The following is a 26,865-nucleotide window of genomic DNA, read 5'->3' on the forward strand; positions in this document are numbered from 1 at the left end:
GGTTTTTCGCTGCTATTTCGCCTTAATTCCAAACGTTTTTTCAGTTTATGTGCGGATAGCCTTATTTTATGTGCGGATAAAATTTTTTCTGTGCACATAACCCAGTTTTATGTGCGGATAAAAAAATTTATGTGCGCTTAGTCTTTTACCCTAGTGCACCAGCTGCTTCACCAATTCCCGATTCCGTTTTTTAAAGACATCATTATGAGAAGAAACCATCGCAGCTGCGGCAGCATCCGGTTCAATGTACTGCTTCGCTTTGTTTACTGCATTGGCAGCATCCTGGAATGCTCCGGCAATTAAGTGAAGTTTGCCGTCATGCTTTAGGATATCCCCTGCAGCATATAGCCCTTCAACTGACGTTTCGCTGTTTGCATTGCCTGCAATATAGAAATCTTCCAGCATTTCAATGTTGAGATTGCTATTTTTTAAGAGTTCCGTATCCTGTTCATAGCCATGATTAATTACTACTTCATCTATTTTCAGATAAGAAACTTCGCCCGTTTCATTATTAGTCAATTCCACCTGTTCAATTTCCTCGTGATTTCCGCCGGCAAGTAATTTTGTGATGGACGTATGGTTAATGCAGATAACCGAACTATTCATCAGCTGTGAAACCTGAGCTTCATGGCCAGTCAAAGCATCTCTCCTGCAAGTGATGTATACCTGCTTGGCAACCGGCTCCAATTCATTTGCCCAGTCTACTGCAGAATTTCCTCCGCCGGAAACAATTACAGTCTTATCCTTAAAATGTTTAAGCGACTTGACTGTATAATTCAGATTGGAAACTTCAAAACGCTCTGCCCCTTCTATCTTCAGTTTCTGCGGCTTTAAAATACCGCTGCCAACAGCTACAATGACGGTTTTCGAATAGTGCTCTTCTCCAGAAGAGCCTTTTAAGACAAATAGACCATCTTCATTTTTGGCAATGGATTCTACCTTTTCATTAAGAACAACCGTTGGGTTAAACGTTAGTCCCTGCTCCACCAGCTGTTCGATCAGCTTAGCTCCCGGAGTCGGAGTCAGGCCGCCCACATCCCAGATCATTTTCTCCGGATATACATGAATTTTACCGCCCAGCATCGGCTGAAACTCAATCAGCTTTGTTTTCATTTTCCTTAATCCGCTGTAGAAAGTGGAATAAAGACCCGCAGGTCCGCCTCCAATGACCGTCACATCAAACACTTCAGCATTTTTCATTTACCGTCCACTCCTATAACCAATTACTATTGATTATCATTCTCACTTCAACTATACGACCTTTTTTCTCCTTTGACAATGAAATTTTTTTCTGAATACTTTTCCTTTATATACTATTGACATAAAAATCAGATAGACTTATAGTAAAAAAGAACCGATACTGATAATCATTATCACTAAAATATATTCTCAACTAAACGGAGGTTACATAATGGTCCGCCTATATACAGATGGCTTGAACATTGGATATAGTGAACGCTTGATTGTGAAAGACCTTAGTGTCCAGATTCCCGATAAAAAGATCACGACCATAATCGGCCCGAATGGCTGCGGAAAATCTACCCTTTTAAAAGCGATTACACGAATCATTTCTCATCAATCAGGTACTGTCATTTTGGATGGCGAAAACATTTCAAAGGAAAATACAAAGATCCTAGCCAAGAAAATGGCGATTTTGCCGCAAACACCCGAAAGTGCAAGCGGTTTAACAGTTGGCGAACTGGTCTCATACGGACGCTTTCCTTATCAGAAAGGCTTTGGCAGATTAACGAAAAAGGACTATGAAGTTATTGATTGGGCTCTTGATGTTACTGGAACAAAGGATTTCAAATTTCGCCCGGTTGACGCCCTTTCCGGCGGCCAGCGCCAGAGAGTCTGGATCGCAATGGCTCTTGCACAGGAAACAGACATCATTTTCCTTGATGAACCGACCACATACTTGGATATGGCCCATCAGCTTGAAGTTCTCGAGCTTCTCCAAAAGCTGAACCAGGAACAGGAGCGCACCATTGTGATGGTCCTTCATGATTTAAACCAGGCAGCCCGTTTTGCTGACCATATCGTTGCATTAAAAGATGGTGAAATTGTTAAATCAGGAAGCTATGAGGAAGTCATTACACAGGATGTCTTAAGGAAAGTGTTCAATATTGATGCAGTCATCGGACGTGACCCACGCACAAACAAGCCAATGTGTATTACTTATAATTTATTAAAAGGAGAAAATCAACATGAAGAAACTATTAATCCCGTTTACGATCTTGCTGCTTCTGCTTATTAGCGCCTGCGGCAATACAGAGCAAGGAGAATCAAAAGAAGCAGAACCAAAAGAAGACAAAAAATCAGGCACCTTTACTTATGAATCTGAAACTGGACCAGTTGAAGTCCCGGCTGATCCTAAGAGAGTTGTCCTCCTTTCCGGCTTTACAGGAAATGTAATGCAATTAGGCGTAAATATCGTCGGAGTGGATACATGGTCCAAAAATAACCCTCGTTTTGAAGAAGAATTGAAAGATGCTGAAGAAGTATCTGAAGATAACCTGGAAAAAATAATTGAATTAGAACCAGACTTGATCATTGCATTATCTACTGTTAAAAACTACGATAAGCTTAAAGAAATTGCACCAACTGTAACTTATACTTGGGGTAAGTTAGATTATCTGTCACAGCATGAGGAAATCGGCAAGCTTCTTAATAAAGAAGAAGAAGCAAAGAAATGGGTGGCAGACTTCAAACAGCGTGCTGAAGCAGCTGGTGAAGACATCCGTGCAAAAATAGGTGAAGATGCAACCGTTTCTGTATTCGAAATCTTTGATAAACAGCTTTATGTGTTTGGCGATAACTGGGCACGCGGAACTGAAATACTGTACCAGGCAATGGACTTAAAAATGCCTGAAAAAGTTAAAGAAATGGCTCTAAAAGATGGCTATTACGCTATTTCTACAGAAGTTCTTCCAGAGTATTCCGGAGATTATATTATTCTGAGCAAATACGCTGAAGCTGACCATTCGTTCCAGGAAACTGATACGTACAAAAATATCCCTGCTGTAAAAAATAACCGCGTCTTTGAAATGGAAGGCAATGGTGCTTCCTTCAGTGATCCAATCACACTTGATGCACAGCTGGAGTTCTTTAAAGAATCATTTTTAGGAAAGTAATACTGCAGGAGGGATTCTTATTTTGGGGAATTCCTCTTTCCTATTTAGAAAAGCGGAAGCGCCTTGTCCCCGAAAAGAATCAATTCTGTTATTATAAGAACAGCACATAGCTCCCGCATGTCAGCTGGAGCTGGACAGTTTTCGAAGTTTAAGACAGTTCTGATCCCATAAAGAAAGATGAGAGTACAATGACAAAAGATGCTCAACCCTTCATTCCATTTATCTATAAACTCGCCGCAGGCTTTGTTATCTTTGCCGGCATGTTTGTGGCTGCGTGTGTGTTTGGAGCTGCGGATGTCACGGTCAGAGATGTTTGGCTGGCGCTTACTTCCAATGCTTCCGGAGAAAAAATTTCGATTATTCGTGAAATCCGTCTGCCGCGTGAAATTGCTGCGATCTTCGTTGGAGCTGCGCTTAGCATTTCCGGGGCCATTATGCAGGGAATGACAAGAAACCCTCTCGCCGATCCAGGCCTGCTCGGATTAACGGCTGGAGCAAATGCCGCACTTGCATTAACTCTTGTGCTCATTCCCTCAGCAAATTACATAGGGATTCTGTTCGCCTGTTTTATCGGTGCAGCTGTCGGAGCAGGGCTGGTTTTTGGCATAGGCGCCATGAAAAAAGGAGGTTTCTCTCCTATTCGGATCGTATTGGCCGGAGCCGCGGTTTCTGCCTTCCTTTTCGCAATAGCCGAAGGAGTCGGCATCTACTTTAAAATTTCAAAAGATGTCAGCATGTGGACTGCAGGCGGAATCATCGGCACATCCTGGAGCCAGCTGCAAGTGATTGTCCCGGTTATTTCTATTGGCATTCTTGTTTCGCTTTTTCTGTCCAAGCAGCTGACTATTTTAAGCTTAAATGAGGAAGTAGCTGTGGGGCTGGGGCAAAATACAACTCAGGTTAAAACCATCCTTTTCATTTTAGTGACACTGCTTGCTGGCGCATCGGTTGCACTGGTCGGCAACATGGCTTTTCTGGGGCTGATGGTGCCTCATATTGTCCGTGCTATTGTAGGTACCGACTACCGTTTTATTCTTCCCATGTCCGCACTCACAGGAGCTGCTTTTATGCTTCTGGCCGATACACTCGGGAGAACCATCAACGCTCCTTACGAAACACCGGCAGCGGCCATTATCGCCGTTATGGGGCTCCCTTTCTTCCTTTTTATTGTTCATAAAGGAGGTAAGGCGTTCTCATGATTCAGCCAGAGTTAGTAAAAAAACAGCGAATTTTAATGGCTGTTTTATCAGCACTTATTATTGTTACCATTGTGATTGGAATGGGATTAGGCTACGCCTCCCTCTCATATGACCGATTGATCCCGACTATTATGGGACAGGGCACATTCAAAGAAGAGTTTGTGTTATTTTCCATTCGGCTGCCGCGGGTATTTATCACTGTCTTGGCCGGCATGGCACTCGCATTATCCGGTGCCATTTTACAAGGGATTACACGCAATGACCTGGCAGATCCAGGCATCATTGGCATAAACTCCGGTGCCGGGGTTGCTATAGCGGTTTTCTTTCTGTTCTTCCCGATTGAAGCTGGCACTTTCATATACATGCTGCCTTTATGCGCATTTTTCGGCGCTTTACTTACTGCAATCTTCATCTATGCTTTTTCCTATAAGAAAAGCGAGGGGCTTCAGCCTGTTAAGATGGTGCTGGTCGGGGTTGGATTTTCCATGGCGCTTTCCGGTGTCATGGTTGTCCTGATTTCTTCAGCGGAAAGAGAGAAAGTCGATTTCATAGCTAAATGGCTATCAGGGAATATCTGGGGAACGGATTGGCCGTTCATTTGGGCACTCCTCCCCTGGCTTCTTCTGCTTATTCCATTTACTTTATATAAAGCAAATCGCTTGAATCTATTAAGCCTAAGCGAGCCTGTCGCCATCGGAATAGGGGTTTCCATTGAAAAAGAACGGATCATCCTTCTGCTTACAGCCGTTGCATTGGCCGCTTCAGCGGTGTCTGTAACCGGCGGAATCGCCTTTATCGGCTTAATTGCGCCGCACATGGCTAAAGCACTTGTTGGACCGCGGAATCAGCTTTTCATTCCGATCGCTATTCTTTTAGGAGGATGGCTTCTCTTATTCGCCGACACGCTTGGCCGGAACCTGGTTGATCCTGACGGCCTGCCAGCCGGCATTATGGTTGCGCTGATCGGTGCTCCTTATTTCATGTATTTACTGTTAAAAAAATAAACAATACTATTAAAATGGCGTGCATATCCAGCACGTCATTTTTTATAAATTTTATGTTTTCTCCAAGCTGTATGAAGAATAACGGCAATCAAATCAATTTTCTGATATTAAACTCTTAACTTCACCTTTTATATGATAAAATATGTATCTCACTTCCCTTTATTCTGGGATAAAGTAATAATAAATCTAATTTTATTTTCCTTACATTCACTCTGAACATTAAGGTTACCCTCACTATAAAAGGGGAATGAAAATAAGTGATACACCGCCGGAAAGGATCTAGTTTGCATGATTTATTTTTTTACCGCCGCACTGATTATATTTATTAGTTACGCAGTTCTGCCCACTGTACTCATACGTTCGCTGAATTGGGGAATTGTAAAAGAAATAACGGAGCCACATTCCATTGCTTTAACCTTTGATGATGGTCCTGATCCCCAGTATACTGCAAGGCTTCTGGATGTCTTAAAAAAGCATGAAGCTAAGGCAGCCTTTTTCGTTGTTGGGGAAAAAGCAGCCAAGCATCCATTGCTGCTTAAAAGGATGCAGGCAGATGGGCATACAATTGGCATCCATCATTATCGGCATATCTCAAGCTGGATCCTTTCACCGGGATCTTTAAAAAAACAGCTGGAGCAAACAAAAAAAATTATTGAAGAAACGATTAATGAAGAAGTCTATTTCTATCGTCCGCCATGGGGCCACTTCAATTTATTTACCCTCTGGATGGCAAGGAAGTATAAGATTATTATGTGGTCGGGCATTTTCAAGGATTGGAAGATCAAACAAATCAGGGACACCCTTACAGAGTCGTTAGCTAAAGAAACCGTGCCTGGCCGGATTTTTCTTCTCCACGACAGCGGTGAAACTCTTGGCGCTGACTGCAGTGCACCTGAATATATGATTGGCCATCTCGACCAGTATTTGCAGCAGGCCGCACTAAAAGGGATCCATTTTATTTCTTTAAAAGATGGATATCAGGGGCATCGTACATGAGTACTGAAACTATTATTGAATTTATTTCGTCCTACGGTTACTGGATCATCTTTTTATTTTTATTTTTCGGGATTGTCGGCATACCTGCTCCTGAAGAATCGCTATTATTCCTGATTGGCGTGTTAATTGGAAATCACCAATTAAGCTTTGCCGAATCTGCTGTCTGTGCAGAAGCAGGTGTGCTGCTTGGAATGCTTTCAGCCTATTGGATCGGAAAAAAAGCAGGTACGCCCTTTCTCAAAAAATATGGCAGATATATTGGGATCACGGAAAGAAGATGGAATACCGCCCAGAAAAAATACTTGGAAAATCATCGTTTTATGATCTTTGCGGGTTTTTATATGCCGGGAATACGACAGATAAGTCCTTACTTTGCCGGCATTTCAAAAGTTCCTTTTCATCAGTACCTTCTATATTCTGCAGCAGGTTCCCTTAGCTGGGTGCTCCCTATAATTGCCGCGGGATACTTTGCAGGAAGCTTTTTTGATATAAATCCTGAATATGTTCCATATCTAGGGATTGTGTTATTAGTTGTATTCGTAATCTACATGCTCTTTAAGTATGCAAAAAATAAATTCAAGTAACAGAAAGGAGGGTATTATGAAAGTTCTCCTGCTCCCATTATTTCAATTCCCCACGGGACATTCAAAAGTTGCAAAAACACTTCAGGACCATATTCAAAGCCAATATCCTGATGCGGAAATCAAAATAGTCGACTTTCTTTCCTATTGCAGTGATAACCTTGAAAAGCTGGTCTCAAGTATATATTTAAAAGGTTTTTTGGGTGCCCCTTTCCTTTACAGGGCATTATATTACACCATTATGTATAAGCAGCATCCTTTTAAATTGCAGCCTGATTTACAGGTTCTATCCTATTATTTTGAAAGAAAGATGCAGAAGTTCCTTGATGAAGAAAATCCGGATTTAATATTTTGCACTCATTCTTTTCCATCTGGAATCATCAGTTCACTAAAGCAAAAGGGACGATACCGGGACATCACTGCGGTCAATGTTTACACGGACTTTTTCATTAATGATATATGGGGAAAACGGGGAATTGATTTTCATTTCGTTCCTCATCCGGAGGCGAAGGAAAAACTTATCAAAAAACACCATATTCCTGATGAGCAAATTTTTGTAACGGGTATTCCGGTTCATTCTGCCTATCACCTCCAGGTTCCATTTAAGAAAGATAACCGGATACGCCATATTCTGGTTGCAGGAGGGAACAGCGGCTTAGTAAACTGTGATTTCATAGAAGCTATGCAGAAGGTTCCCCATATTCGATTTCTGATCCTTTGCGGAAATAATGACGAATTATATAGCTCGCTCCAAGCACTTGATTCAAAGCAGATCGAGCCCATTGGATATATTGATGACCCTTTTGAAATGAACCAGCTATATAATAAAGCAGATGCTATTTTGACCAAACCAGGTGGAGTTACAATTAGTGAAGCACTGCAAAAGAAACTTCCGATTCTGGTCCATACCTCACTCCCCGGACAAGAGGAAATCAATTTGGACTATTTACTTGAGAAAAATCTGGTGCTTGTCATTAATGACAAGCACATTGCTGAACAGCTTAATAATGAAGAAGCTATACTTAGTCTAAGAAAACACATAGATTCCTATCTGGCAAAAGTCACTTGCCCATTGGACTATGCCATCTTCATTTCAATTAAAAGCACTGGCAGAAAAACGCCTGAAACTGTTCATTCCATAAGAGCCATTCCAACTATAAAGTGAAACTTCGATCAGCGGGGCTTTGGAAGTAAGACTGCGATAAATAATTAACAGCCTGGAATCTCCAGGCTGTTTTCCATTTCAATCAAACGTTTGATTGATCAAACCCTCTTCATAAAGAATATCCTCAATACCAGGGCTATTTCCTTGATCATACATGTCCTCATCGCAGCCAACCGAAAAATAGGTATACGAATATTCATATCCATCTCCCTGTACACCGCCTGATCCGCCATGCGAAGTACAGCTTTGTGGTATAGCTTCACGCTTTCCTTTTTCATCCACATAATAGTACAAGTCGTCAATATACCCTTCACTTTGCGGTAAAGAGGTAATTGCATATCCTCTATCATTCACCCTAAATACATCGTACTCCCCTTCTGTCTCAGGCACAGGGGCATTCTCTATTTCATGAACAATTCTCACCTGACCAGCATACCCTTTTGGAATCAGATATAGGTCATGAGTTTTTTCTTCCAGATCTGCCTGCTGGAGCATCCAAAAGAACCCCATCGGCAGCAGGCAAGCGATGAGGAAACCTGCCGCATTCAAGGTAATATTCCTGCCGCCCGGCATCTCGCGGTCCCATTTCCGCCACTCATCCACTAAAAAGAAAAGCACCGCAGCAATTAAAACGAAAAAAGCAAACCCTTCCAAAATAAAATAAGTCACAGCAGCCAAAAAGGTATGTATAAATGCCGCCGCGGGAAACCGCCATACTGCTAGATTTTTAGTAAAAAACTCAGAAAGCAGCGAAACTGGAACACCGTATATAACATTTCCGAAAAAGCAGTATAAAAAAATCATAATCAGGAAGAAAGAAAACAGTCTCCCTTCAGAAAAGAAAAAGAGAAGCCAAAAACCAAAAGTAAAAAGAATGGAAGCCTGCAGGGCCGTTTTTAGTTTTGATCCCAGCATAAGAATAAATTAACCTCCTCTTTTTATTGTGAATAATTTCACATATATCTTAGTATACTTTCAAGGTAATTCCCATACTCACTATAATAAATAATATAATTAATTCTTCCTTTTCAACCAGAGCAGAATGAATGCCAGGCGGCCGCTGCCCTACCTGACAGACCCGGCCTCAATCACCTCTTTTGCCCACCAAATCCCTTCTTCTACCATTTTTTCCGGAGGGTTCGTGTGTGGTGTATACTCCATGACAAAAAATACATCCTTACATTCCTTTGCTAAAAAATCCATCAGCTTCTTAATTTTATAATGACAGCCATCATTCTCATGAGATGGATGCACAGGCACCCAAATATATTTATCTCCCTGGTATTCAACATTATGTAAATGAACGACTCTCACAAACTCGGACCATTTTTCTATGTAATTTATGGCCTTCTCGCCTGCGGCCAATATATAATCCCCGATATCAACACAAAGGCCGAGTCCGTATTTCCTCCATGTCTCTACAGGAAAACGGTCAAGATATTGAATTCCTGCTGGCGATTGCCTGAATCCCAATTTAGGTTCACACACAATCATAATCCCATATTTTCTCTGAAGAGCACTGAGTTTCTTGAGTCCCTCCTCAATGATCTCTGCCGGATTCCCACTGGTTTCTTTTTTAAAGTAAGGGAAGTGCACCAAAATGTATTCAGCTCCAAGCCCGGACATCCTTTCCACTTCCGTCTCAAACTGAATCCAGGCTTCCTCCGGATTCATACTGATCTTTTCCAGAAGATCGTATTTGCTTTGTCCCCGGAAAAGAGGCGAATGAAGACCAAAGTTTTTGTTTGTTTTGCCCAGCATTTCAATAAAGCGACGGAAGGATTCCTCATCTTGAAATTCGCCTATCTCAATATGCGGCAAATGACGTTTAAAAAGTACATGAAACAACTTGCTGTCTGACAAAATGACGCTTCCCGATATCCCTATATGATGAACCATGATATCCCTCTCTTAGGTATTTTTATAACAATCTTATCATACCTCCATGTAACTTATTGGAAAATAGTACCGTCTAATCATTAAAATATATGAGGAGACTTTTATGATTAAAAAAGTGGGGGCTTCCATCATCGGAGTACTGTTATTATTCATTCTTTTTTTCCGAAGCGGAATCATTCTGGATTACATCGGCATTCATTTTGAAAATCCTCTGGCAAAGAAAATGGCAATGCCTTCTGATTATTCACAGGCCGATTCGAATCAAAACGGCATTGCCGATCCACTTGATATGGTCCTGTCAGCCAGAAAAGAAGTGGACCAGCGCACGCCATATAAAAGCGCCTACTATGCGGGAGGCTATCCGCCTGATGGCGAAGGTGTCTGTACAGATGTGATTTGGAGGGGATTCCAGGGGGCTGATGTAACCATAAAGGATCTTATTGATCAGGATATCGCCGAGAATACGGACTTGTATTCAAGAGTGAAGGGCAAGCCGGATCCGAACATTGATTTTCGGCGGGTGCCAAACCAGAATGTCTTTTTTAGCCGCTTCGCAAAGTCATTAACAACAGAACTAATACCAGGAGATGTTAAGAACCTTCAGCAATGGCATCCGGGTGACATCGTGGTTTTTCTTTCTCCTAAATTCGACCATGTTGCAATCATATCTGACAAACGGACGAAAAATGGCATTCCCTACGTCATACATAACTCCACGCCATTCGCAGCTGAAGTAAAACTCTCTTCTTTTAAGACTCCTATTACCGCTCATTACAGATGGGATTTTGAAAACACGCCTGCACTGCCATAAAGCAGATGCAGGCGTTTTTATTATTAAATAAGAAAGTATAAAATTTTGAACTTCGATATAACTGTCTAGCGCAAGCAGCCTACCCCCTCGAGGTGTCGGGGGTGAACAGGCGCTTGCGCTTTTCTTATCTTACTGCTGCCGGATTGCCCGCCGGCCACTCTTCGCAGGTATAAGCCATCTCCCAGAAGCCAAGCTCCAGCTGGCAGCTTTTTCGGAAAGCGTCCTTCATTCGCTGCCTTTCTTCCGGTGATGCCGCATCAGCAAGCTCATCCAAACGGTTTCTCATATTCATGGTCACAGCTTCGACCCTTATATTTGCATAAAAAGAGATCCATGTATAAAACGGATGGTTCTCATCCGGCTCATATTGCTTCATGAGCTCAAGCCCAATCTCCCAATAAGTCCATGGACAAGGCAATAATGCAGCAAGGATTTCACCCATGCCGCCTGTATGGGCATGATACATCATATGCTTAACATAATGATCAGCTGTTGGCGGGAGCGGATAGCCCTGCAATGCTTCGTAATCCACGCCAATCTGCTGGCAAAAATTATGGTGGGGATGTACTTCACTGTTCAATACAAATTCTATTTGCTGATTAAAATAAGCAATATCCTTACGCTCTGCTGACTTTGAAATGGCAATCCCATAAATATGCATGAACGCATTCAAATACTCAAAGTCCGCTTTAATGTAATGGGCCAGCGCCTCTTTCGGCACATCCCCTCTCCCGATACCCTGAACAAATGGATGCTCAAATATCAGCTGAAACAAATCTTCATTTTCCTTGCGCAGAATCTCTGAAAAAGTCATTAAAAATAGCCTCCTTATTAATTACAGAAGCTGCCGGGGAAAAAGCATGAGGATATATATCGAGGTCCTCACCGCTTCCCTGCGCTGGCATTATCCAGATCAGGTTCCAAGGGACAAAGGAAAAGCTCCTTATCTCAGCCGTAGCGCCCCTAGCAGTTTTCTAACATTTTTAATTGTTTTTTTACCGATGGTCTAACTTGTGGTTTTTCGCTCATAAATTTTGAATTTCGCCCATAACTCTTGAAAATCGCTCATAAAGTCAGATTGCTATGCTGCACTCCGCATATCTGCTTACTCAACTAGCTTCGTCATCCCAAAATCATCACATATTCTGAACCAAATTCTTCTCTTTAACCTTCGCCAAAACCATCCAGCCTATGGCCGCACCGGCAATGCTGCTGACCAGGAATGGCGGTACAAAGAAGAATGCGCCAGCTGCGCTTCCCATGAGAAACTTTGCGTATGGAACAGCAAACAATGCACCGATTATGCCGGTACCCACCACCTCTCCAACAGCAGCCCATATTTTCCGGCCGAACTTCAAATAAAGCACACCAGCCAAAAACGCACCGATCATGCCGCCTGGAAACGCAAGCAGCGTTCCGAATCCAAGCAAATTACGAAGCAGACCAATCATAAAAGCCACGGCTGCTGCAGGCAGTGGTCCAAGCGTCACCGCTGCCAATACATTCACCGCATGCTGAACCGGATAGGCCTTGGCTATACCTGCCGGAAACCAGAGCAAATGGGATCCCAGTGTCCCAATTGCCACAAATAAAGCCATCGTAGTTAACAATCGGGTTCTGTTCATCTAAACCTCCTTTCTAAAGGGCCGCCTGATTGCTTATCAGGATGAGAAGTATGTATACAAAAAAGCCAGATCCCCATAAGGACCTGGCTTGGTATAAGTATATGAATTGACATACAGTCAAATCCTACTTCCCTCCGCTGGCATTAACCAGATCAGGTCCATAAGAGTCAGAAAGCTATAACGCGCTTTCCTCTCAGCCCGCACATTCGGGGCACCCCTAGTAGTTGCATAGATATTTAATTTGATAAGCTGTTTCAAGCTTAACAAATTATTCCGTCACTGTCATCAATCTTTTTGCTTAAATGCTTTTCTTGATGCACTGGATTAAGCGCTCTTCAATTTCTGCTGCGAAGCTTTGAACAGATTCGTCTTTGATTAGTTCAATCATGCTTGTCGGCTTAGGCATGCCAATTTTCGTTTTGCCTTCATCTTCATACACAACAATTTTACAAGGCAGGAAGTAGCCGGCCAATTTATTCTGTGTTAAAACGCGATGTGCTTCATTTGGATTACATACCTCTAAAACATGGAATGCCTCGTTATATTCCAATCCTTTTTCCTGCAGCTTCTCCTGAACGTTAAACTGCCATAAAACTCCGAACTTTTCTTCCTTCAGACTTCCTTCAAGTGAGGATATTGCTTCTTCAATTGATTTTTCGGTTTCAACTGTGTAATCGAACATGACTGCATCTCCTTTAGTATCGGCATAATAATCATGTACCGCTATAGGTATATTAGTAAACACAATCTGAACTGTCAACTGACCAGGTATTTTTAAAAGATGAAAAACTATCGAATTAGCTGCAGACCTGCCAGCTCCTTTAGGCTCCCCACCCCTACCAGAGACAGCGACACTTTCGTTTCTTCAATTAAGTTGGCAAGTACTTTTTCAACCCCAGCCTGCCCGCCAATGGCCAAACCGTACACGTACGGCCGTCCCAGGCAAACTGCGTCGGCTCCTAATGCCAGAGCTTTGACCACATCTGAACCGCGGCGAATGCCGCTGTCAAACAATATTGGAATCCGTCCTTTGACTTCCTTCACGATCGGTCCCAGCGCATCAATCGCCGCAATCACTCCATCAAGCTGCCTGCCGCCATGATTAGAGACTATGATTCCGTCTATCCCTTTTTCAACGGCCTGCCTGGCATCTTCCGGATGGAGAATACCCTTTAATAGAATCGGCAGATCTGTTTTCTCTTTTAATCTTGCAATATGCTCCCAACTTAATGTTGGATGATGGATATTATCAAGGATTCCCTGAACTACATCACCATCATGAAGAGAGGCCATAAAGACTGGATCGCTCTCATAATTTGCTTTTCCATAGCCAAGCTTTAACGGTGAAAAATTGTTTCTTAGATCTGCTTCCCTCCATCCCATCATCACGGTATCAACTGTTAACACAATGGCTTCATAGCCTAATTCCTCCGCCCGGCGCACCATACTGAACGCAGCATCTTCATAATTGGACCAATATAATTGGAACCACTTGGGGCTCGTGCCTGTTGCATTAGCGATTTCTTCAATGGAATAACTGGATACCGTGCTCTGGATAAAAGGAATTCCAAACGAAGCTGCCGCCCTGGCAGATGCAATCTCTCCCTCACTGTGTTCAAGGCGCTGCATTCCAATCGGTGCCAGGAAAACTGGATAAGGATACGTTTTTCCAAATAAATTCACACTTATATCCGGAATTGAGACATCTCTAAGCATTCTCGGTACAATTGAGTATTTTGCAAAGGATTCAATATTCTTTTTCAGCGTTTCTTCTCCTCCGGCTCCTGATTGGACATAGCCAAATCCGCCAGCTCCCATCACTTTCTCTGCTTCTTCTTCCAGTTCCTTAAATGAAATAGGAAAGTTTTCTGCGAAACTAATATTCTCTACTTTTGCCATATTCCAGACCTGCCTTTTTTTGAATTTATTGAAAATAATAACACTTTTTTTGATTTTAAGAAACCATGTAATAAAATCATAAATTCGAGATAATGCAGCCTTTCCTATACAAATTAGCAGCAATAAGCAGGGATTTCACAAAAAATCGGGAATAAACATTTTAACCTTAATGAAATTGGAGTGTACAAAATGCTAATCAAACAGCCTTTTGATGAATTTCTGAAATTCCATTACGAAAGAGTCAGTGAAAGCAATATGAAAGTCACTTTGCCAATCCAGCCGCTCTTTATTAACAGCGCGGGGCTGGTTCATGGAGGCATCATTTCCACTCTTGCGGATGTAGCGATGGGGAATATTTTCGAGCCGGATGAAAACCAAATGCAATCCGTGGTGACGGCTGATTTAAAGGTCACTTTCCTAAAGGGGGCGACAGGTGAATTTCTTATCGCCAATGCTCACCTTGTGAAAAGAGGGCGCACCCTCAACCATACAGACTGCCTGATTTATAACGACCAGGATCAGCTGGTAGCCAAAGCATCGGGAATCTTCGCATCTATCTAAAATAAGGGAATTTCCCTATAGAGCATGTATAAGCCAAATTGATGATATTAGTTATGGAAAATAAATAACAGATCTTGCTCGAAAAAACATTCTAAGAGCCTCAACAGGATTTTTTTTACAAAACAATGTAATATATATTTTACTTTTTATAAATATATATTACAATAAAGGCAAGAAACGGAAATGAGTGAGGCACTTGAAAGAGTTCACTATTAAAAACAAGGTGAAGCTTGTGCGTATTGAAAAAGATCGTTTAACTCAGGGAGAACTTGCAAAGCTGGTTGGCGTAACCCGGCAAACGATGAATTTGATTGAAGCACAAAAATATAACCCAACCATACGTGTCTGCCTGTTAATCAGCAAACACTTAGAGACACCGTTAGATGAGCTGTTTTGGATTGATGAGAACCATTAAAGGAGGAAGGGTAAATGAAAGTAAATAGCTGGACTGTCTGTTTAGGAGCTTTTCTTGCTTTTCTGGCTATCACACTTATGACAGACAATATTAAATGGGGGTTTATCACTGGATTAACAATAAGCGTTGGCGGCTTCAAGTGGATAAGGATTAAAAGAAAGGAAGCCAAGGAAGAGCTAGAGTACGACGAAAGGGTAAACCTCAATATTTTGCAGTCCTCCCTATATGTTTACTCTGGATCCCTTGTCCTCCTCTTGAGTTATCTCATCGTCTCCAGCCAAATATTAAATAACATTTCGATTAATATTGAACTTTTAACCTTGTATTTGGCCATAACATTATTTTTAGGTTTTTATATCGTTCCTTCCATAATAAAAAGAAGATAAGGAGGAGATTTTTTTGAATCAGCATTTTATCGTTATCGGATTAATTTTGCTAATTCTTGGATATTTAATCGGAGTAAAAAAGCAAACATGGCTTCTATCGGGATTCAACCAGCAAAGAGTCAGTGATAAAGATAAACTGGCAAAGCTTGTTGGTGTTTACAATATTGTAATGGGGCTGCTGCTGATAGGAGGGGGTTTCATAAACCATCCGGATGCCCAGATACTTTTTCCCATTTTGCTAGTGGGTTATGTCATTTTACTTGGGTATGTGAATATAAAAATGGTGAAATAATCATTGTCAGCCGGACAGCAGCATTTGCTGTCCGTATTTGGGTGTAGGGTTACTCGCAATTCTTATAGTTTCTTTCTCTCTTTTTATACATGAAAGATACACTGTAAAATACCCCTATCACAACCGAAACGACTAATAAAAGCTGTGAGCCAGATAAAGATAAGGCATCTGCCAAAGAAAGTGAGTAAGCCAGCAGCAAGGAAGTTGCTATTTTGGAAATAGACGCAATTCCCAGGAACTTTTTAAATGAAACACCACCCATTCCTGCTCCAACACAAATGATCTCATCTGGCAATATCGGAATAACAAACAGCAGCATTAGTATGGTGTTCTCATTTTTCTCCATGTATTTTTGGTATTTTATCAGATGCCGTTCCTTTATAAACCTCGATACAAGCTTTAACCCTCCTATCCTTGCAGTCCAGAACATAACAATAATCCCGGAAATTGTTCCTGTGAATCCAAGAAGGGCAGCGGCAGCGGGACCGAAAACGGCACTTCCGGCAGGCAGTGTTACGGCTTCGGGAAGCGGCAATAGAATGGGCTGTAAAAAGCAAACCAAGAAAAAGATGAGCTTCCCTTCCGCTTCATATTCCCTCAGCATACTCTCGAGCCCATAGGCATCAGTCAGAACGAGTATCTTTGTTAAATAAAAGGTAATAAAAACAATTAACAGCAGACTGAACATAAACATCAGTGCCAGTCTGCTGTATTTTAAGCGAGACAACTTGCCTGCAGTAAAAAAGTAAAAATCCAACACTAATATGGCAGCCATGCCTGTAATGATAACCCATTTATAAGCCGGCAAAAGTGTCGGCATTAAATTAAACAATATATACAACGCTAATAAAATGATAAGCCCATGCAAACTAACTTCCATTTTTCCATTCATACATTTTCCCCTTCTTGCTTTTCTTAACTATAGTTTAGAAAAGAATACAAGGAGAATTAAGCTCCCCTGGCATTAAAATAATCTAAGGCCAGAGACTTATATTAAAAAAAGCAGGGCATATCCTGCTTTTTCTAATACTCTATCTCATCATAATCCTTAGGCTGCGGAACAGGCTGATTTCCTTCATGTTTTCCAAACTCATTGACAAGCTCCCTCTCCTCTTTTGGGCCTTGAGCCTGTTGTTTATTTTGCTCGTCTCTTCTGGTCAATTCATTTGCTCCTTCCTTATGTTCTCTAAATTAATATGTACCAATACTTGCATTTCACGCATATATAGAAGGATTTTTCCGACCCTTTGTAAAATAGGTAAAACAGCAATTGAAAGGAAGGATTAATATGTTGATATACCACAAAACGGAAGATTGGATCCCAATGGAAAACTGCTGAGTGCATTCACCGTGATTCATAAAGGTGAATAAGGAAACTAAGCCCCAAGCCCTATCTCAAATTACTGCTCAGGCTGATATGGACAGTCTTTTTCCCTTGCTACACTTATAAAGTGGTTTAACAAGGAGGGAAAAAGGTTGAAAAAGATGGGAACAAAAGCAGCCAGATGGCTAAAAATTCTTCATATCGTTCTGGTTTCCTTATTTTTCGGAGGGATTATGAGCTCACTCGTTTTGAATTTCAACATGAAGTTAGCTGCTTATGATCAAACATTGGATATGTACCAAAACGTGGTGGCTATCAGCGACTATATTGTGCGGACTGGTGCTGTCGGCACATTACTAGTGGGCTTTATTTATGGACTTTTTACAAATTGGGGGTTTTTCAAGCACAGATGGGTAACAATTAAATGGATTTTATTTATTATCCAAACTATTGTCGGCATTACAATCGTCGATGAATTAATGGTGGAAAATCTGGCTCTGCTTGAAGCAGAAGGCAGCAAGGCGCTGACAAATCCTGTTTTCATAGATAATCATACTGTTCGCCAGTATGCCGTCTACTTTCAAATTGCAGTCACCCTTTTCATTTTTGCGATATCTGTCTTGCGTCCGTGGAAAAAGAAAAGGCAAAAATAAAGCTGGCAGTCCATCCCGACTATCATTTTTAAACCAAGTATTTCAATCATTCCTTTAATTAATAAGAAGGAGATTCCCATGGTAAAATTAGAACCTTTTACAGAAAAAGATTTCGATTTGCTCATCAGCTGGATCAGCACACAGGAATTAATGGTTCAGTGGAGCGGTGTCCATTTCAAATTCCCGCTTGATCATGAGCAGCTTGCTAGTTATATTAGCTCTGCGAATCTGGAAACCAGCTCGGAATATATCTATAAAGTTATGGCAGACGATGAAATCGTCGGTCATATTTCTCTTGGCAGAGTTGACCGTGTCAACGAAACTGCGAGGATTGGCAAGGTTTTCATCTGCCCCGCAGCACGGGGGAAAGGGTATGCTTCAGAAATGATTCATCAAATCCTGAACTTAGCGTTCCAAGAGCTGAAATTAAATAGAATCAGTCTCGGGGTTTTCGATTTTAATCTGCCTGCTATTAAGATATACGAGCAGGCAGGTTTCCAAAAAGAAGGACTTCTCAGGCAGACCAATAAAGTTAGAAATGATTATTGGAACTTAATAGAAATGAGCATCCTGAAAGCTGAATGGCAGGCCAGCTTAGGGCTCAGGGATATTCAATCAAACGTTTGATTGAATTATCTCTACATAAAAAAACAGGGCGGATATACTCCGCCCTGCTTGATTTAGCTTGCTCTTTCTTCAGCTGGCACTTCCTGTTTTTCCTTGGAAAGGAACCATCCAGCTAGTGCTATTCCAATTAAGACTGCATAGAAAGTAACTTTCCATTCGGTCGACTTGGCAAATCCTTCAGGCAGGATCGCCAGCGCCGGATGGGACATTGTATAGACAGCCAGTTTGACACCAACCCAGCCGACAATACCAAATGCTGCAACCTCAAGTCCAGGTCTCCTGTGAAGCAGATCCACAAAGAGGTTTGCAGCAAAACGCATAATGATCAATCCGATCATACCGCCGGCAAAGATGACAAAGAACTTTCCGCCATCAAGTCCGCCTACATGGCCAAGCCCTGAATCCGGAAGAGCCACTGCCAGAGCGACCGCTGCCAGAATGGAATCTACAGCGAATGCTATATCAGCTAGCTCAACTTTAAAAACTGTCAGCCAAAAACCAGATTGTTTCTTTTCTTTCGTTACTTCTGCTTCTTCCTCGCCTTTTTTTACAAGAAATTTTCTTAATATGTGATTAGCCGCGATAAACAGAAGGTATAGCGCTCCAATGGCTTGAACCTGCCATACATCTACTAAATATGAAATCGCAAATAACGATCCGAAACGGAAAACAAACGCTCCAGCCAACCCGTAAAATAAAGCTTTCTTCCTCTGCTCCTCCGGAAGGTGCTTAACCATAATCGCCAGCACCAGCGCGTTATCAGCAGCCAATAAACCCTCCAGCGCCACAAGCAGCAGCAATACCCATCCATACTCAAGTATTAGAGATAATTCCATCTAAACACCCTCCCTTATTTCACCTTTGTGTATTTTTCGTCTAAACGTTTTTCAATTTTAGCCAGCAATTCTTGATCTCTCAGCAGCTCTTCTTTGTTTCTCTTAATTAATTCTGCAAATGATACTTTAGCTTTTTTCATCTTGGTCTCCTTTCCTTCTATTTTTTTTAAGTATTGAAAGCTTCGCACTGTTTCCCTGCAGTTATGTCGATTGAGGATTTCCATTGCCAAGCTCTATCAGGCAATAAAAAAACCTCTACCAGCAAGCGGTAAAGGTTTTAAAAAAACAAAAAGACCTTTACCCGAAACAGGCAAAGGTCTTGCTAACAACGTTAAGGTTGCCAACAAAGCCGGGAGCTCTTAACTCCGAAATGACGACTCTGCTGTAAAAGCTACTCCCCTTTAGGAGAAACTATTCAACTATACGTTAATCATATTCTATTTTTCTTACGGTGTCAACCCTTAAGCAAATCGGTAATAAATCAGAATGAATGTCGCAAGGACGAAAATAAAGTTCAGGAATACAAACACAAATTGATCAGCCTTGGTTTTATGCAGCTTAATAGGCGGGTTATAGAAAGACACCCCTTCAATGATGAAGATAATCAGCACAATATGGATCATAAAATGACCGATTACTTCTGTCATTCCAAACAGCATTGTGGTTGTGATAAAAATAACCGTCACGACGAAGCCAACTACACGGTTAAGGATCCCTACCACTAGAAGGTAACCGACAACAAACTCAATGAATGCAGCCATAACAACGAATGCAGCAGGTGCAAAACCGAATGTGGAAACTCCGTGATTGGCAACAATATCGAGAGACATGCTTGGATATACCCATTTTTCAACAGCCACCCAGCATAAAGATAAACCTGTGCCTAAATACAGGAATGGAAATCCAACCTTCTCAAGCTTCGTGCTGCCGACCAGCAAGACACCAATAATGGCAACATAATATCCATAATCAAGCATATGGAAGATGCCATTCTGAAGGGTAACGTACACAAATAGTCCCAGTAAAATAATGGCTCCGGCCTTTGTAGAGATATGATGCGGAATAAGCAGAAAGCCAATCGCTGCCCAAGTTAGAATCATGGCAATCGTATTGGTTAAATGAAATTCAGGCGCAAATAATGTTCCATTTGTCACCTGGATTATTAAAGCAGCGGCTGTACCATACTTAAGGATATACCTGCTGTATTTGCGGAATCCTGAGAGCCAGTCATCCAGCTTTTTAACTTTGCCCCATTGCGCTGTCCTTGGGATAATCAATGTCAGCATCGCAAGTACAATTGCAGCTGTCAGTGCCAGTCCCATAAATAAAGGTGACAATATATTTTCAATCGTTTCCTTTTGAGGTGTCACATTCGTGAACCATTTCACATGAGCACTTGTAAAAAAAGGCGTCATGACTAATCCTGATATTAATAAAAATTGGAATATTTTTCTCATGATGATCGTGCCTCCTTGATGGCAGTTAAAAATTATATAAACAATATAAGCACGGTATTAATATATTATACTTTTCTATACTGTGGATTATTCAAAAATGAACATTATGTGAAATGTTTCACATAATACATGCAATTAAAATACAGGCGAAGTGAATCCGCCTGTATTTTAATTTGCTACTTTTCTTTTTTCAGAGCTGAAAGTACTGGTTTTTTCTCTTCATTCTTTACCTCATCTGACACTAAATCTTTTGCGGCACTTTTAAATTCCGTTAAGGTCCGCCCAAATGCCCTCCCGATTTCGGGAAGCTTGGATGGCCCAAATATGATCAATGCAATGACAAGAACGAGAATTAAGCCTGGAATGCCAATGTTGGATATCATCTTCTCACCGTCCTTTTAATGTAATACTTTTTCACGCTTTTTCTTAAGCTGCTTTTCATGTGCACGGGTATGGGCGTGATGGCGGTCTTCCTCCACCTCAGCAGATATTCGAACTCCCTGAGGGACAGCTGAAGCCGAAACCTGCTTCAAGCCAGCCTGATCTTTTTCAAAAACAAAGGATGCTCTCGTTGAAATATCCGCCCCAGGCTCTGTTACCAAAGGAAGAACCCGATAATCTGCACGCCATTGCTCTGGTGTTACCTGGCAGCGGACATAGCCTCTATAATTATTAAAGAACTTAATATGCGGATTTTCTGCAAGCGTCTTTTCCGTATCCGCTCTCACATCTGATCCGTTGCCACCTGATGTGATAGATGTTCCGACAAATTCGGCCCCAATCAGCTTTGCATTTGGATCATTATAGTCTGTTAGAATATTGGAAGCCCAGCTTGCATGAACATCCCCAGTCAGAACAATTAGGTTTCCGATATTGTTTGAAGCAGCAAAATCAGCCAAACGCTGCCGGGCAGCAGGGTAACCATCCCAGGAATCCATGCTGAACTTCGGCGAAGCACTTGTCCCAAAATTCCTCTGCGCAAAGAATACCTGCTGTGCTAATACATTCCAATGAGCTTTGGAGCTTTTAAGATTGCCTTCAACCCACTGTTCTTGTTCTTTGCCGAGAAGAGTGCGGTTTGGATCAAGCGACTCCGGCGTATGAGGCTTGCTTCCATCCCCATTTGCCTGGTCATCCCGATACTGGCGTGAATCAAGCACAAGGAAGGATGCAAGGCTGCCATAGCTGAATTCCCTATACAGCTGCATACCATCACTGTTTGGCATGGAAGATAGCCGGAGCGGCATGTGCTCGTAGTATGCCTGATAAGCAGCCGTACGGCGTTTAATGAACTCTTCAGCTGACTGGCCTTTCTCCGGAATCCCTGCTGCATAGTTATTTTCCACCTCGTGGTCATCCCAAGTTACTACCCAAGGAAAAGCAGCATGAGCTTCTCTCAGATGCGGATCAGTTTTGTACTGGGCATGGCGATTCCGGTAATCTTCTATAGAGATAATTTCCGGTCCGCTATGGTGGCGAACGTTTCCGGTTGGTGAAATATATTCATTTGGTCCATATTCATATATGTAGTCGCCAAGGTGAATGACAAAATCCAGATTTTCCTTTGCCATATGCTGATAGGCTGTAAAAAATCCATGTTCATACTGCTGGCATGAAGCAAATGCAAATGATAGCCCGGATACTTTGGCACCCGCAGCCGGAAGCGTCTTTGTTTTGCCGATTGGGCTTAGTTCATTGCCGCTTTTAAAACGATAATAATAGACAGTGTCCGGCATTAAGCCTTCTGCCTCCACGTGCACTGAATGCGCCAAATCCGGCACTGCAATTTCTGTTCCGCGTTTAACAACCTTACGGAAGTGTTCATCTTCAGCAAGTTCCCAATTGACCGGTACAGCATGGTTAGGCATCCCGCCTCCATTAAGCGGATCTGGTGCAAGCCTTGTCCATAAAACTACACTGTCTGAAAGAGGATCTCCTGAAGCAACACCGAGTGTAAAAGGATACCTGCTGAACTTAGGGGCAGCATCAACAGTTAAATTGCCCACCCCTAATGATTGCGCCATAGCCAGGGCAAGCGAGAAACCGGCAATTTTCCCTGCACCAGATAAAAAGCTCCGGCGGTCAATGTCCCTCTTCAAGTTCTCTTCATTAAACTTCTTGATTAAATCATCAATCGACCTTTCATTGTTCATTTTCTTCACCTCTTAATTCAATCTGGATTCACATTTGATTATAAGAGGCATTTTTTAAAGCAATATGAAGATGTGTAAAGGAGAATGACAATACCTCTGCCTATTTTATCAGGACTTTTGTAAGGATTTGGTTATTCATTCAACCTATAATCCAGACTTGCAGCCAAAATGCCTTTGTTCCCCTGTATCATTTGTCCCAACTATTTTTACAATATATACATAGAATATTAACGAATCCTGTCAAAATCTTTTAGTTTACTAATCTATAAATAGTGGTTATGATGATAGTTATAATCTTCAAAAGGGGTGAGGGAATGAAAAAAATGAAGTTAATGCCATTCTTAATGCTGTCTGTATTTTTAACCTTCCTCATCACCCAGTACCCTGGTGTTCATTTTAATGATATTCCAATGGACCAAAGCAAAGCGGTAACTGTTTCAGACTCTACCGAGAGCTTTCTATTAAAAGATGATCCTAAAAAACATATCTTCATGCAGGATCTGATTTCTTTAGCCATCACAATCCTAACCATTATCCTTTTTATATACAGTGCCCTGCACATCATCGCCCGCAGGAAAAAGATATTCTATACTCCCATCTTCTACGAGGCGAATTATGTAATCCACACTCCTTAATTGTCCAACAAAACAATTAAAGGAGGAAACGAATAATGTGGATTCGATTCTTAATGATTGGGTTATTTTCATTAACAGCTTCCAGCCTGTTCTTTTATCAGGGAATGGAAATGTACCATGCATTCACAGATTTCTTTAAACAAAAATAAGAAGTTGGCGTCCAGGGATTCCCTGGGCGTTTTTAATTCTTTCTATCAAGAGGAAACTACCTATCTGCATTAGTTCCCTTCGCCCTATTTTCTCTCCTCTGAGGCGCTATTCACCTTGATTTGTTCCCTTCATTCCCTCTTGCCTCTCCTCAAAGGCACTATTCATCCTTATTTGTTCCCTTCACTCCCTCTTTTTTCTCCTCAAAGGCATTATTATCCCTCATTAGCTCCCATCGTTCTTTCCCTGCTCTTCCTACAGGCACTAATCCTAAATACATCTCCCTCCATTTTCACTTTTTAACTCAGCTCAAAAAAACACCCGGCCTGTTTTATTCCCAGGCCGGGTGTTCATTCTTACTGTGCTTTTGCATATTTATCGTCTATTTTCTTTTCGATTTTCTCAAGCTCCCGGCTATCTTTTAAAAGCTCTTCTTTATTTGCCTTAATCATTTCAAGCATTGATAATTTTTTCTTTTTCATTTCTGCTCACCTTCTCTCATGATGTCTGTAATCTCCTGGATGCTGAATCTATTTTTTTTGACAGAGTATGGTGTCTGTCTGTCACCTAAAAAACGATCGTCTTATTTCCATGAACAATGACTTTGTCTTCCACATGCCAGGCGACTGCCTGGGCGAGAACCTGTCTTTCCACGTGACGTCCTGCAATTTTGAGATCCTGTGCAGTGTGTCGGTGGTTAACCCGCTGGACATCCTGCTCAATGATCGGGCCTTCATCCAAATCATTCGTTACATAATGAGCTGTTGCCCCAATCAGCTTTACTCCGCGGTTAAACGCCCGTGCATAAGGATTGGCTCCCACGAAGGCTGGCAGAAAGCTATGATGGATATTGATAATCCTGTTTGGATATTTGGAAATAAAGCTAGGCGAAAGGATCTGCATATATCTCGCCAGTACAATGAAATCCACTTTTCCATCCAGCAGCTCCACCGACTTTTGCTCGGCTTCAGCTTTAGTGTCAGGCGTAATCGGAACATGATGATAAGGTATTCCGAAACCCTCCACCACTTCCCTCATGTCGGGATGATTGCTGATCACCAAGGGAATATCCACTTCAAGCTCCTTCGATTTCCAGCGCCATAGCAGCTCCAGCAGACAGTGATCCATTTTAGAAACAAATATGGCCATCCGCTTGCGCTCGCCTTTGCCGCTCAGCTTCCACTCCATCGAGTAATCCCTGGCCATTTCAGGCAGATCCTCTTTCAGTTTTGAAAAAGACTCATCAAAATGATTCATATCGAATTCAATCCGCATAAAGAAGATGCCTGCCAGCGGATCGGTTGTATGCTGGTCAAAATGGACAATATTAGCCTTATGCTCCAGCAGGAAATTGGAGACTGTGGAGATAATGCCTGGCCTCTCAGGACAGGATATCAGCAATGTCGCCCGGCTTGCGTTAATATTTGTATTCATATAGATTCCTCCATCTGCAATTCCTGAAGCTGCCATCCATATAAAAAGGACAGAAAAAAGGCGGCTTCTTCATCCCCCTTCCCTGTCCTTTTACCTGAGAGTTTGACCCCTTTGGTGTCGCAGGATTCCTGCGCGCTCTCCAGAGATGCGTCCGACTGCGGTTCTGTCTACCTGAGAGATTGGCTTCAAGGGTATTTTTGAAGCTTGCTCCTTCGGTGGCTACTGAATGCTCTCTCCCGCAGCCGTCATTCGCTCAATATTTTCGTTATTTTCAGAATAATACATTATTTAAACTATGTCAATCGTACTGCGTTTCTTTCACAAAATTGCCACAATTATAATCTGACTATTTTCTTACAAGATCGTTATAATTTGCTTTAGAATAAAGGGCTGATAAAAAAAAGCCTGAAGACAATGTCTCCAAGCAGTTTTCTATACAGCCGCTTTCGGTTTTGGCTCCTTTTTTTGCCAGGCAATCGTGATAAACAGTGTAACGATCAATAGGGCCAGACCGAGAACAAACGGATAGGTTATCCGCACATCGTAAAGTACACCGGCAATCGTTGGACCAAGCACGTTTCCAATACTCATATAAGCATTATTCATACCCATCGCAAATCCCTGCTCATTGCCGGCCATTTTTGATATTAGTGTGGTTAAAACCGGACGCAGGATGGAAGTGGCAAGGAATATGATCAGCGAAATAACGAAGAAAAGCGCATAGCTTCCTGCAAACAGCGAGACAAGGAATCCTGACGCTGCAACAGCCAAAAAGATATTCAATACCTTTCCTTCTCCGAATTTATTAACCACCCGATCGACTACAAATAACTGAACAATAACACTAATGACCCCCGTTGAAGTCACCATAATGGCTATTTCCTGCGGAGTAGCAGCAAACTCATTATCAAGGTACAGTCCCAGCACAGATTCATACGCCATTAGCCCAAAACTCATCACCAATGTAATGACAAGCGGAATAAAATAAGGCTTCTTAACAGACATTGCCAGTTTCTTGACCATCGGTTCCTCTTCAGGCATCTCTCCTGGCACGGTCTGCAATGTGCTGCTTTCTTCAAGGAGCACAATTGAAAAAATAACAGCCACTAGAGATACAAGCGCTGAAATCAGAAATGGCATTTTCAAGCCGAAGTCTGCTAAAAACCCGCCAATTCCAGGCCCAACCACAATTCCAAGTGACATCGCAGCTGAGACAAGGCCATTCCCTTTTGCACGCTGCTCCATGGTAGTAATATCAGCAATGTAAGCAAAAATAGCAGGAATCAGCAAGGCTGCCCCAATGCCTCCAATGACACGTGAAAAGTAAAGCAGCCAAATGGAATCTACTGCATAAAAGACAAGCATGGATAATGTCAAACCAGCTAATCCGTAGATAATCATCTTTCTGCGGCCATACTGGTCAGCCCATTTCCCCGCAATGGGAGAAAAAATCAGCTGGGCACCCGCAAAAATGGCAATCATCAGGCCTGCTGCCGTTCCCCCCTGATTAATGGATTCCAAATAAGCCGGCAAAATCGGAATGATAATCCCAAAGCTTCCGATCGCAATAAACATATTGATCATCAATATGATCATCTTTTTCTTTTGATCCCCTGACATAGCGGATACCCC

At 42.0% G+C, this 26,865-nt stretch carries 32 protein-coding genes and 3 riboswitches; of the genes, 15 read left to right on the forward strand and 17 right to left on the reverse strand.

All coding sequences use genetic code 11. From position 1 onward, the window contains the following. Positions 1-150: 150 nt before the first annotated feature. Positions 151-1,200 carry an NAD(P)/FAD-dependent oxidoreductase gene (locus tag QUF73_15435; GenBank protein ID MDM5227573.1) on the reverse strand — a complete coding sequence of 350 codons (1,050 nt, stop codon included), beginning with the start codon at positions 1,198-1,200 and terminating at the stop codon, positions 151-153. A 211-nt stretch (positions 1,201-1,411) separates the two neighbouring features. On the opposite strand from QUF73_15435, the gene QUF73_15440 reads away from it, so the two are divergent. From QUF73_15440 to QUF73_15470, 7 genes are all read left to right on the forward strand, one after another. Then, positions 1,412-2,257: an ABC transporter ATP-binding protein gene (locus QUF73_15440; GenBank protein MDM5227574.1), complete on the forward strand. Its 846-nt coding sequence runs from the start codon at positions 1,412-1,414 to the stop codon at positions 2,255-2,257. Continuing rightward, entirely contained in the window at positions 2,208-3,134 is a 927-nt protein-coding gene (locus tag QUF73_15445; GenBank protein ID MDM5227575.1) for an iron-hydroxamate ABC transporter substrate-binding protein, read from the forward strand. Before QUF73_15440 ends, QUF73_15445 begins: the two co-directional genes overlap by 50 nt. Positions 3,135-3,322: 188 nt before the next feature. Next, on the forward strand, positions 3,323-4,333 hold the full coding sequence (locus QUF73_15450) for an iron ABC transporter permease (protein ID MDM5227576.1): 1,011 nt from the start codon (positions 3,323-3,325) through the stop codon (positions 4,331-4,333). Then, on the forward strand, positions 4,330-5,337 hold the full coding sequence (locus QUF73_15455) for an iron ABC transporter permease (GenBank protein MDM5227577.1): 1,008 nt from the start codon (positions 4,330-4,332) through the stop codon (positions 5,335-5,337). The genes QUF73_15450 and QUF73_15455 overlap by 4 nt, the downstream gene beginning before the upstream one ends. Before the next feature lie 288 nt (positions 5,338-5,625). Further along, on the forward strand, positions 5,626-6,333 hold the full coding sequence (locus QUF73_15460) for a polysaccharide deacetylase family protein (GenBank protein ID MDM5227578.1): 708 nt from the start codon (positions 5,626-5,628) through the stop codon (positions 6,331-6,333). Next, the gene (locus tag QUF73_15465) at positions 6,330-6,917 is read left to right on the forward strand and encodes a DedA family protein (protein ID MDM5227579.1); all 588 of its coding nucleotides are present in this window, start codon (positions 6,330-6,332) and stop codon (positions 6,915-6,917) included. Before QUF73_15460 ends, QUF73_15465 begins: the two co-directional genes overlap by 4 nt. A gap of 16 nt (positions 6,918-6,933) precedes the next feature. Next, positions 6,934-8,079: a hypothetical protein gene (locus QUF73_15470; GenBank protein ID MDM5227580.1), complete on the forward strand. Its 1,146-nt coding sequence runs from the start codon at positions 6,934-6,936 to the stop codon at positions 8,077-8,079. Positions 8,080-8,157: 78 nt separating this feature from the next. Here the strand turns inward: QUF73_15470 and QUF73_15475 are convergent, their stop codons facing one another. Further along, a complete protein-coding gene (locus tag QUF73_15475) occupies positions 8,158-8,994 on the reverse strand; it encodes a hypothetical protein (GenBank protein ID MDM5227581.1) in 837 nt (278 codons plus the stop codon). A gap of 150 nt (positions 8,995-9,144) precedes the next feature. Next, the gene (locus QUF73_15480) at positions 9,145-9,978 is read right to left on the reverse strand and encodes a TIM barrel protein (GenBank protein ID MDM5227582.1); all 834 of its coding nucleotides are present in this window, start codon (positions 9,976-9,978) and stop codon (positions 9,145-9,147) included. Between the two features lie 103 nt (positions 9,979-10,081). Here QUF73_15480 and QUF73_15485 point away from each other — a divergent pair, with 103 nt between their 5' ends. Beyond that, entirely contained in the window at positions 10,082-10,789 is a 708-nt protein-coding gene (locus QUF73_15485) for a DUF1287 domain-containing protein (protein MDM5227583.1), read from the forward strand. Positions 10,790-10,913: 124 nt separating this feature from the next. Here QUF73_15485 and tenA read toward each other — a convergent pair whose 3' ends face one another. From tenA to QUF73_15505, 4 genes are all read right to left on the reverse strand, one after another. Beyond that, entirely contained in the window at positions 10,914-11,603 is a 690-nt protein-coding gene (gene tenA / locus QUF73_15490; GenBank protein MDM5227584.1) for a thiaminase II, read from the reverse strand. Positions 11,604-11,662: 59 nt separating this feature from the next. Beyond that, a riboswitch (TPP riboswitch) is annotated at positions 11,663-11,764 on the reverse strand. A gap of 161 nt (positions 11,765-11,925) precedes the next feature. After that, positions 11,926-12,414 carry an energy coupling factor transporter S component ThiW gene (thiW, locus tag QUF73_15495; GenBank protein ID MDM5227585.1) on the reverse strand — a complete coding sequence of 163 codons (489 nt, stop codon included), beginning with the start codon at positions 12,412-12,414 and terminating at the stop codon, positions 11,926-11,928. A gap of 112 nt (positions 12,415-12,526) precedes the next feature. Beyond that, positions 12,527-12,643, reverse strand: a riboswitch (TPP riboswitch). 69 nt (positions 12,644-12,712) lie between these two features. Beyond that, a complete protein-coding gene (locus QUF73_15500; GenBank protein ID MDM5227586.1) occupies positions 12,713-13,096 on the reverse strand; it encodes a DUF302 domain-containing protein in 384 nt (127 codons plus the stop codon). 107 nt (positions 13,097-13,203) lie between these two features. Then, on the reverse strand, positions 13,204-14,313 hold the full coding sequence (locus QUF73_15505) for an alpha-hydroxy-acid oxidizing protein (GenBank protein ID MDM5227587.1): 1,110 nt from the start codon (positions 14,311-14,313) through the stop codon (positions 13,204-13,206). Positions 14,314-14,502: 189 nt separating this feature from the next. Between QUF73_15505 and QUF73_15510 the strand changes: the two genes are divergently transcribed. The 4 genes from QUF73_15510 to QUF73_15525 all read left to right on the forward strand — a co-directional run bounded on the left by QUF73_15510 (position 14,503) and on the right by QUF73_15525 (position 15,967). Continuing rightward, positions 14,503-14,874, forward strand: a complete 372-nt coding sequence (locus QUF73_15510; protein MDM5227588.1) for a PaaI family thioesterase — start codon at positions 14,503-14,505, stop codon at positions 14,872-14,874. A gap of 196 nt (positions 14,875-15,070) precedes the next feature. Then, positions 15,071-15,289: a helix-turn-helix transcriptional regulator gene (locus QUF73_15515; GenBank protein ID MDM5227589.1), complete on the forward strand. Its 219-nt coding sequence runs from the start codon at positions 15,071-15,073 to the stop codon at positions 15,287-15,289. A 14-nt stretch (positions 15,290-15,303) separates the two neighbouring features. Continuing rightward, entirely contained in the window at positions 15,304-15,675 is a 372-nt protein-coding gene (locus QUF73_15520) for a hypothetical protein (protein MDM5227590.1), read from the forward strand. Between the two features lie 13 nt (positions 15,676-15,688). Next, on the forward strand, positions 15,689-15,967 hold the full coding sequence (locus QUF73_15525; GenBank protein ID MDM5227591.1) for a DUF3784 domain-containing protein: 279 nt from the start codon (positions 15,689-15,691) through the stop codon (positions 15,965-15,967). 49 nt (positions 15,968-16,016) lie between these two features. Here QUF73_15525 and QUF73_15530 read toward each other — a convergent pair whose 3' ends face one another. Together QUF73_15530 and QUF73_15535 are read right to left on the reverse strand one after the other, a co-directional pair. Further along, positions 16,017-16,859 carry a VTT domain-containing protein gene (locus tag QUF73_15530; protein MDM5227592.1) on the reverse strand — a complete coding sequence of 281 codons (843 nt, stop codon included), beginning with the start codon at positions 16,857-16,859 and terminating at the stop codon, positions 16,017-16,019. A gap of 131 nt (positions 16,860-16,990) precedes the next feature. Then, complete coding sequence (locus QUF73_15535) at positions 16,991-17,128, reverse strand: hypothetical protein (GenBank protein ID MDM5227593.1); 138 nt, start codon at positions 17,126-17,128, stop codon at positions 16,991-16,993. Between the two features lie 324 nt (positions 17,129-17,452). Between QUF73_15535 and QUF73_15540 the strand changes: the two genes are divergently transcribed. Beyond that, positions 17,453-17,944, forward strand: a complete 492-nt coding sequence (locus QUF73_15540) for a DUF2269 family protein (GenBank protein MDM5227594.1) — start codon at positions 17,453-17,455, stop codon at positions 17,942-17,944. Between the two features lie 78 nt (positions 17,945-18,022). Then, positions 18,023-18,571, forward strand: a complete 549-nt coding sequence (locus tag QUF73_15545) for a GNAT family protein (GenBank protein ID MDM5227595.1) — start codon at positions 18,023-18,025, stop codon at positions 18,569-18,571. 53 nt (positions 18,572-18,624) lie between these two features. On the opposite strand, the gene QUF73_15550 is transcribed toward QUF73_15545, so the two are convergent. The 5 genes from QUF73_15550 to QUF73_15570 all read right to left on the reverse strand — a co-directional run bounded on the left by QUF73_15550 (position 18,625) and on the right by QUF73_15570 (position 23,017). Further along, positions 18,625-19,407, reverse strand: coding sequence for a TerC family protein (locus tag QUF73_15550; protein MDM5227596.1), 783 nt, complete (start codon positions 19,405-19,407; stop codon positions 18,625-18,627). 14 nt (positions 19,408-19,421) lie between these two features. Further along, positions 19,422-19,547: an FbpB family small basic protein gene (locus QUF73_15555; protein ID MDM5227597.1), complete on the reverse strand. Its 126-nt coding sequence runs from the start codon at positions 19,545-19,547 to the stop codon at positions 19,422-19,424. A 321-nt stretch (positions 19,548-19,868) separates the two neighbouring features. Beyond that, positions 19,869-20,864 carry a hypothetical protein gene (locus QUF73_15560; GenBank protein ID MDM5227598.1) on the reverse strand — a complete coding sequence of 332 codons (996 nt, stop codon included), beginning with the start codon at positions 20,862-20,864 and terminating at the stop codon, positions 19,869-19,871. Positions 20,865-21,040: 176 nt separating this feature from the next. Then, the gene (locus QUF73_15565; protein MDM5227599.1) at positions 21,041-21,247 is read right to left on the reverse strand and encodes a twin-arginine translocase TatA/TatE family subunit; all 207 of its coding nucleotides are present in this window, start codon (positions 21,245-21,247) and stop codon (positions 21,041-21,043) included. A gap of 15 nt (positions 21,248-21,262) precedes the next feature. Then, a complete protein-coding gene (locus tag QUF73_15570; protein ID MDM5227600.1) occupies positions 21,263-23,017 on the reverse strand; it encodes an alkaline phosphatase in 1,755 nt (584 codons plus the stop codon). 314 nt (positions 23,018-23,331) lie between these two features. Between QUF73_15570 and QUF73_15575 the strand changes: the two genes are divergently transcribed. Then, positions 23,332-23,652, forward strand: coding sequence for a hypothetical protein (locus QUF73_15575; protein MDM5227601.1), 321 nt, complete (start codon positions 23,332-23,334; stop codon positions 23,650-23,652). 503 nt (positions 23,653-24,155) lie between these two features. Here QUF73_15575 and QUF73_15580 read toward each other — a convergent pair. The 3 genes from QUF73_15580 to QUF73_15590 all read right to left on the reverse strand — a co-directional run bounded on the left by QUF73_15580 (position 24,156) and on the right by QUF73_15590 (position 26,853). After that, positions 24,156-24,281: an FbpB family small basic protein gene (locus QUF73_15580; GenBank protein ID MDM5227602.1), complete on the reverse strand. Its 126-nt coding sequence runs from the start codon at positions 24,279-24,281 to the stop codon at positions 24,156-24,158. 85 nt (positions 24,282-24,366) lie between these two features. Continuing rightward, a complete protein-coding gene (gene purU, locus QUF73_15585) occupies positions 24,367-25,233 on the reverse strand; it encodes a formyltetrahydrofolate deformylase (GenBank protein ID MDM5227603.1) in 867 nt (288 codons plus the stop codon). A gap of 148 nt (positions 25,234-25,381) precedes the next feature. Further along, a riboswitch (glycine riboswitch) is annotated at positions 25,382-25,482 on the reverse strand. A gap of 183 nt (positions 25,483-25,665) precedes the next feature. Next, the gene (locus tag QUF73_15590) at positions 25,666-26,853 is read right to left on the reverse strand and encodes an MFS transporter (GenBank protein MDM5227604.1); all 1,188 of its coding nucleotides are present in this window, start codon (positions 26,851-26,853) and stop codon (positions 25,666-25,668) included. Positions 26,854-26,865: the final 12 nt, after the last annotated feature.

This window comes from Cytobacillus sp. NJ13, from assembly GCA_030348385.1.
Classification (GTDB): Bacteria; Bacillota; Bacilli; order Bacillales; family Cytobacillaceae; genus Cytobacillus.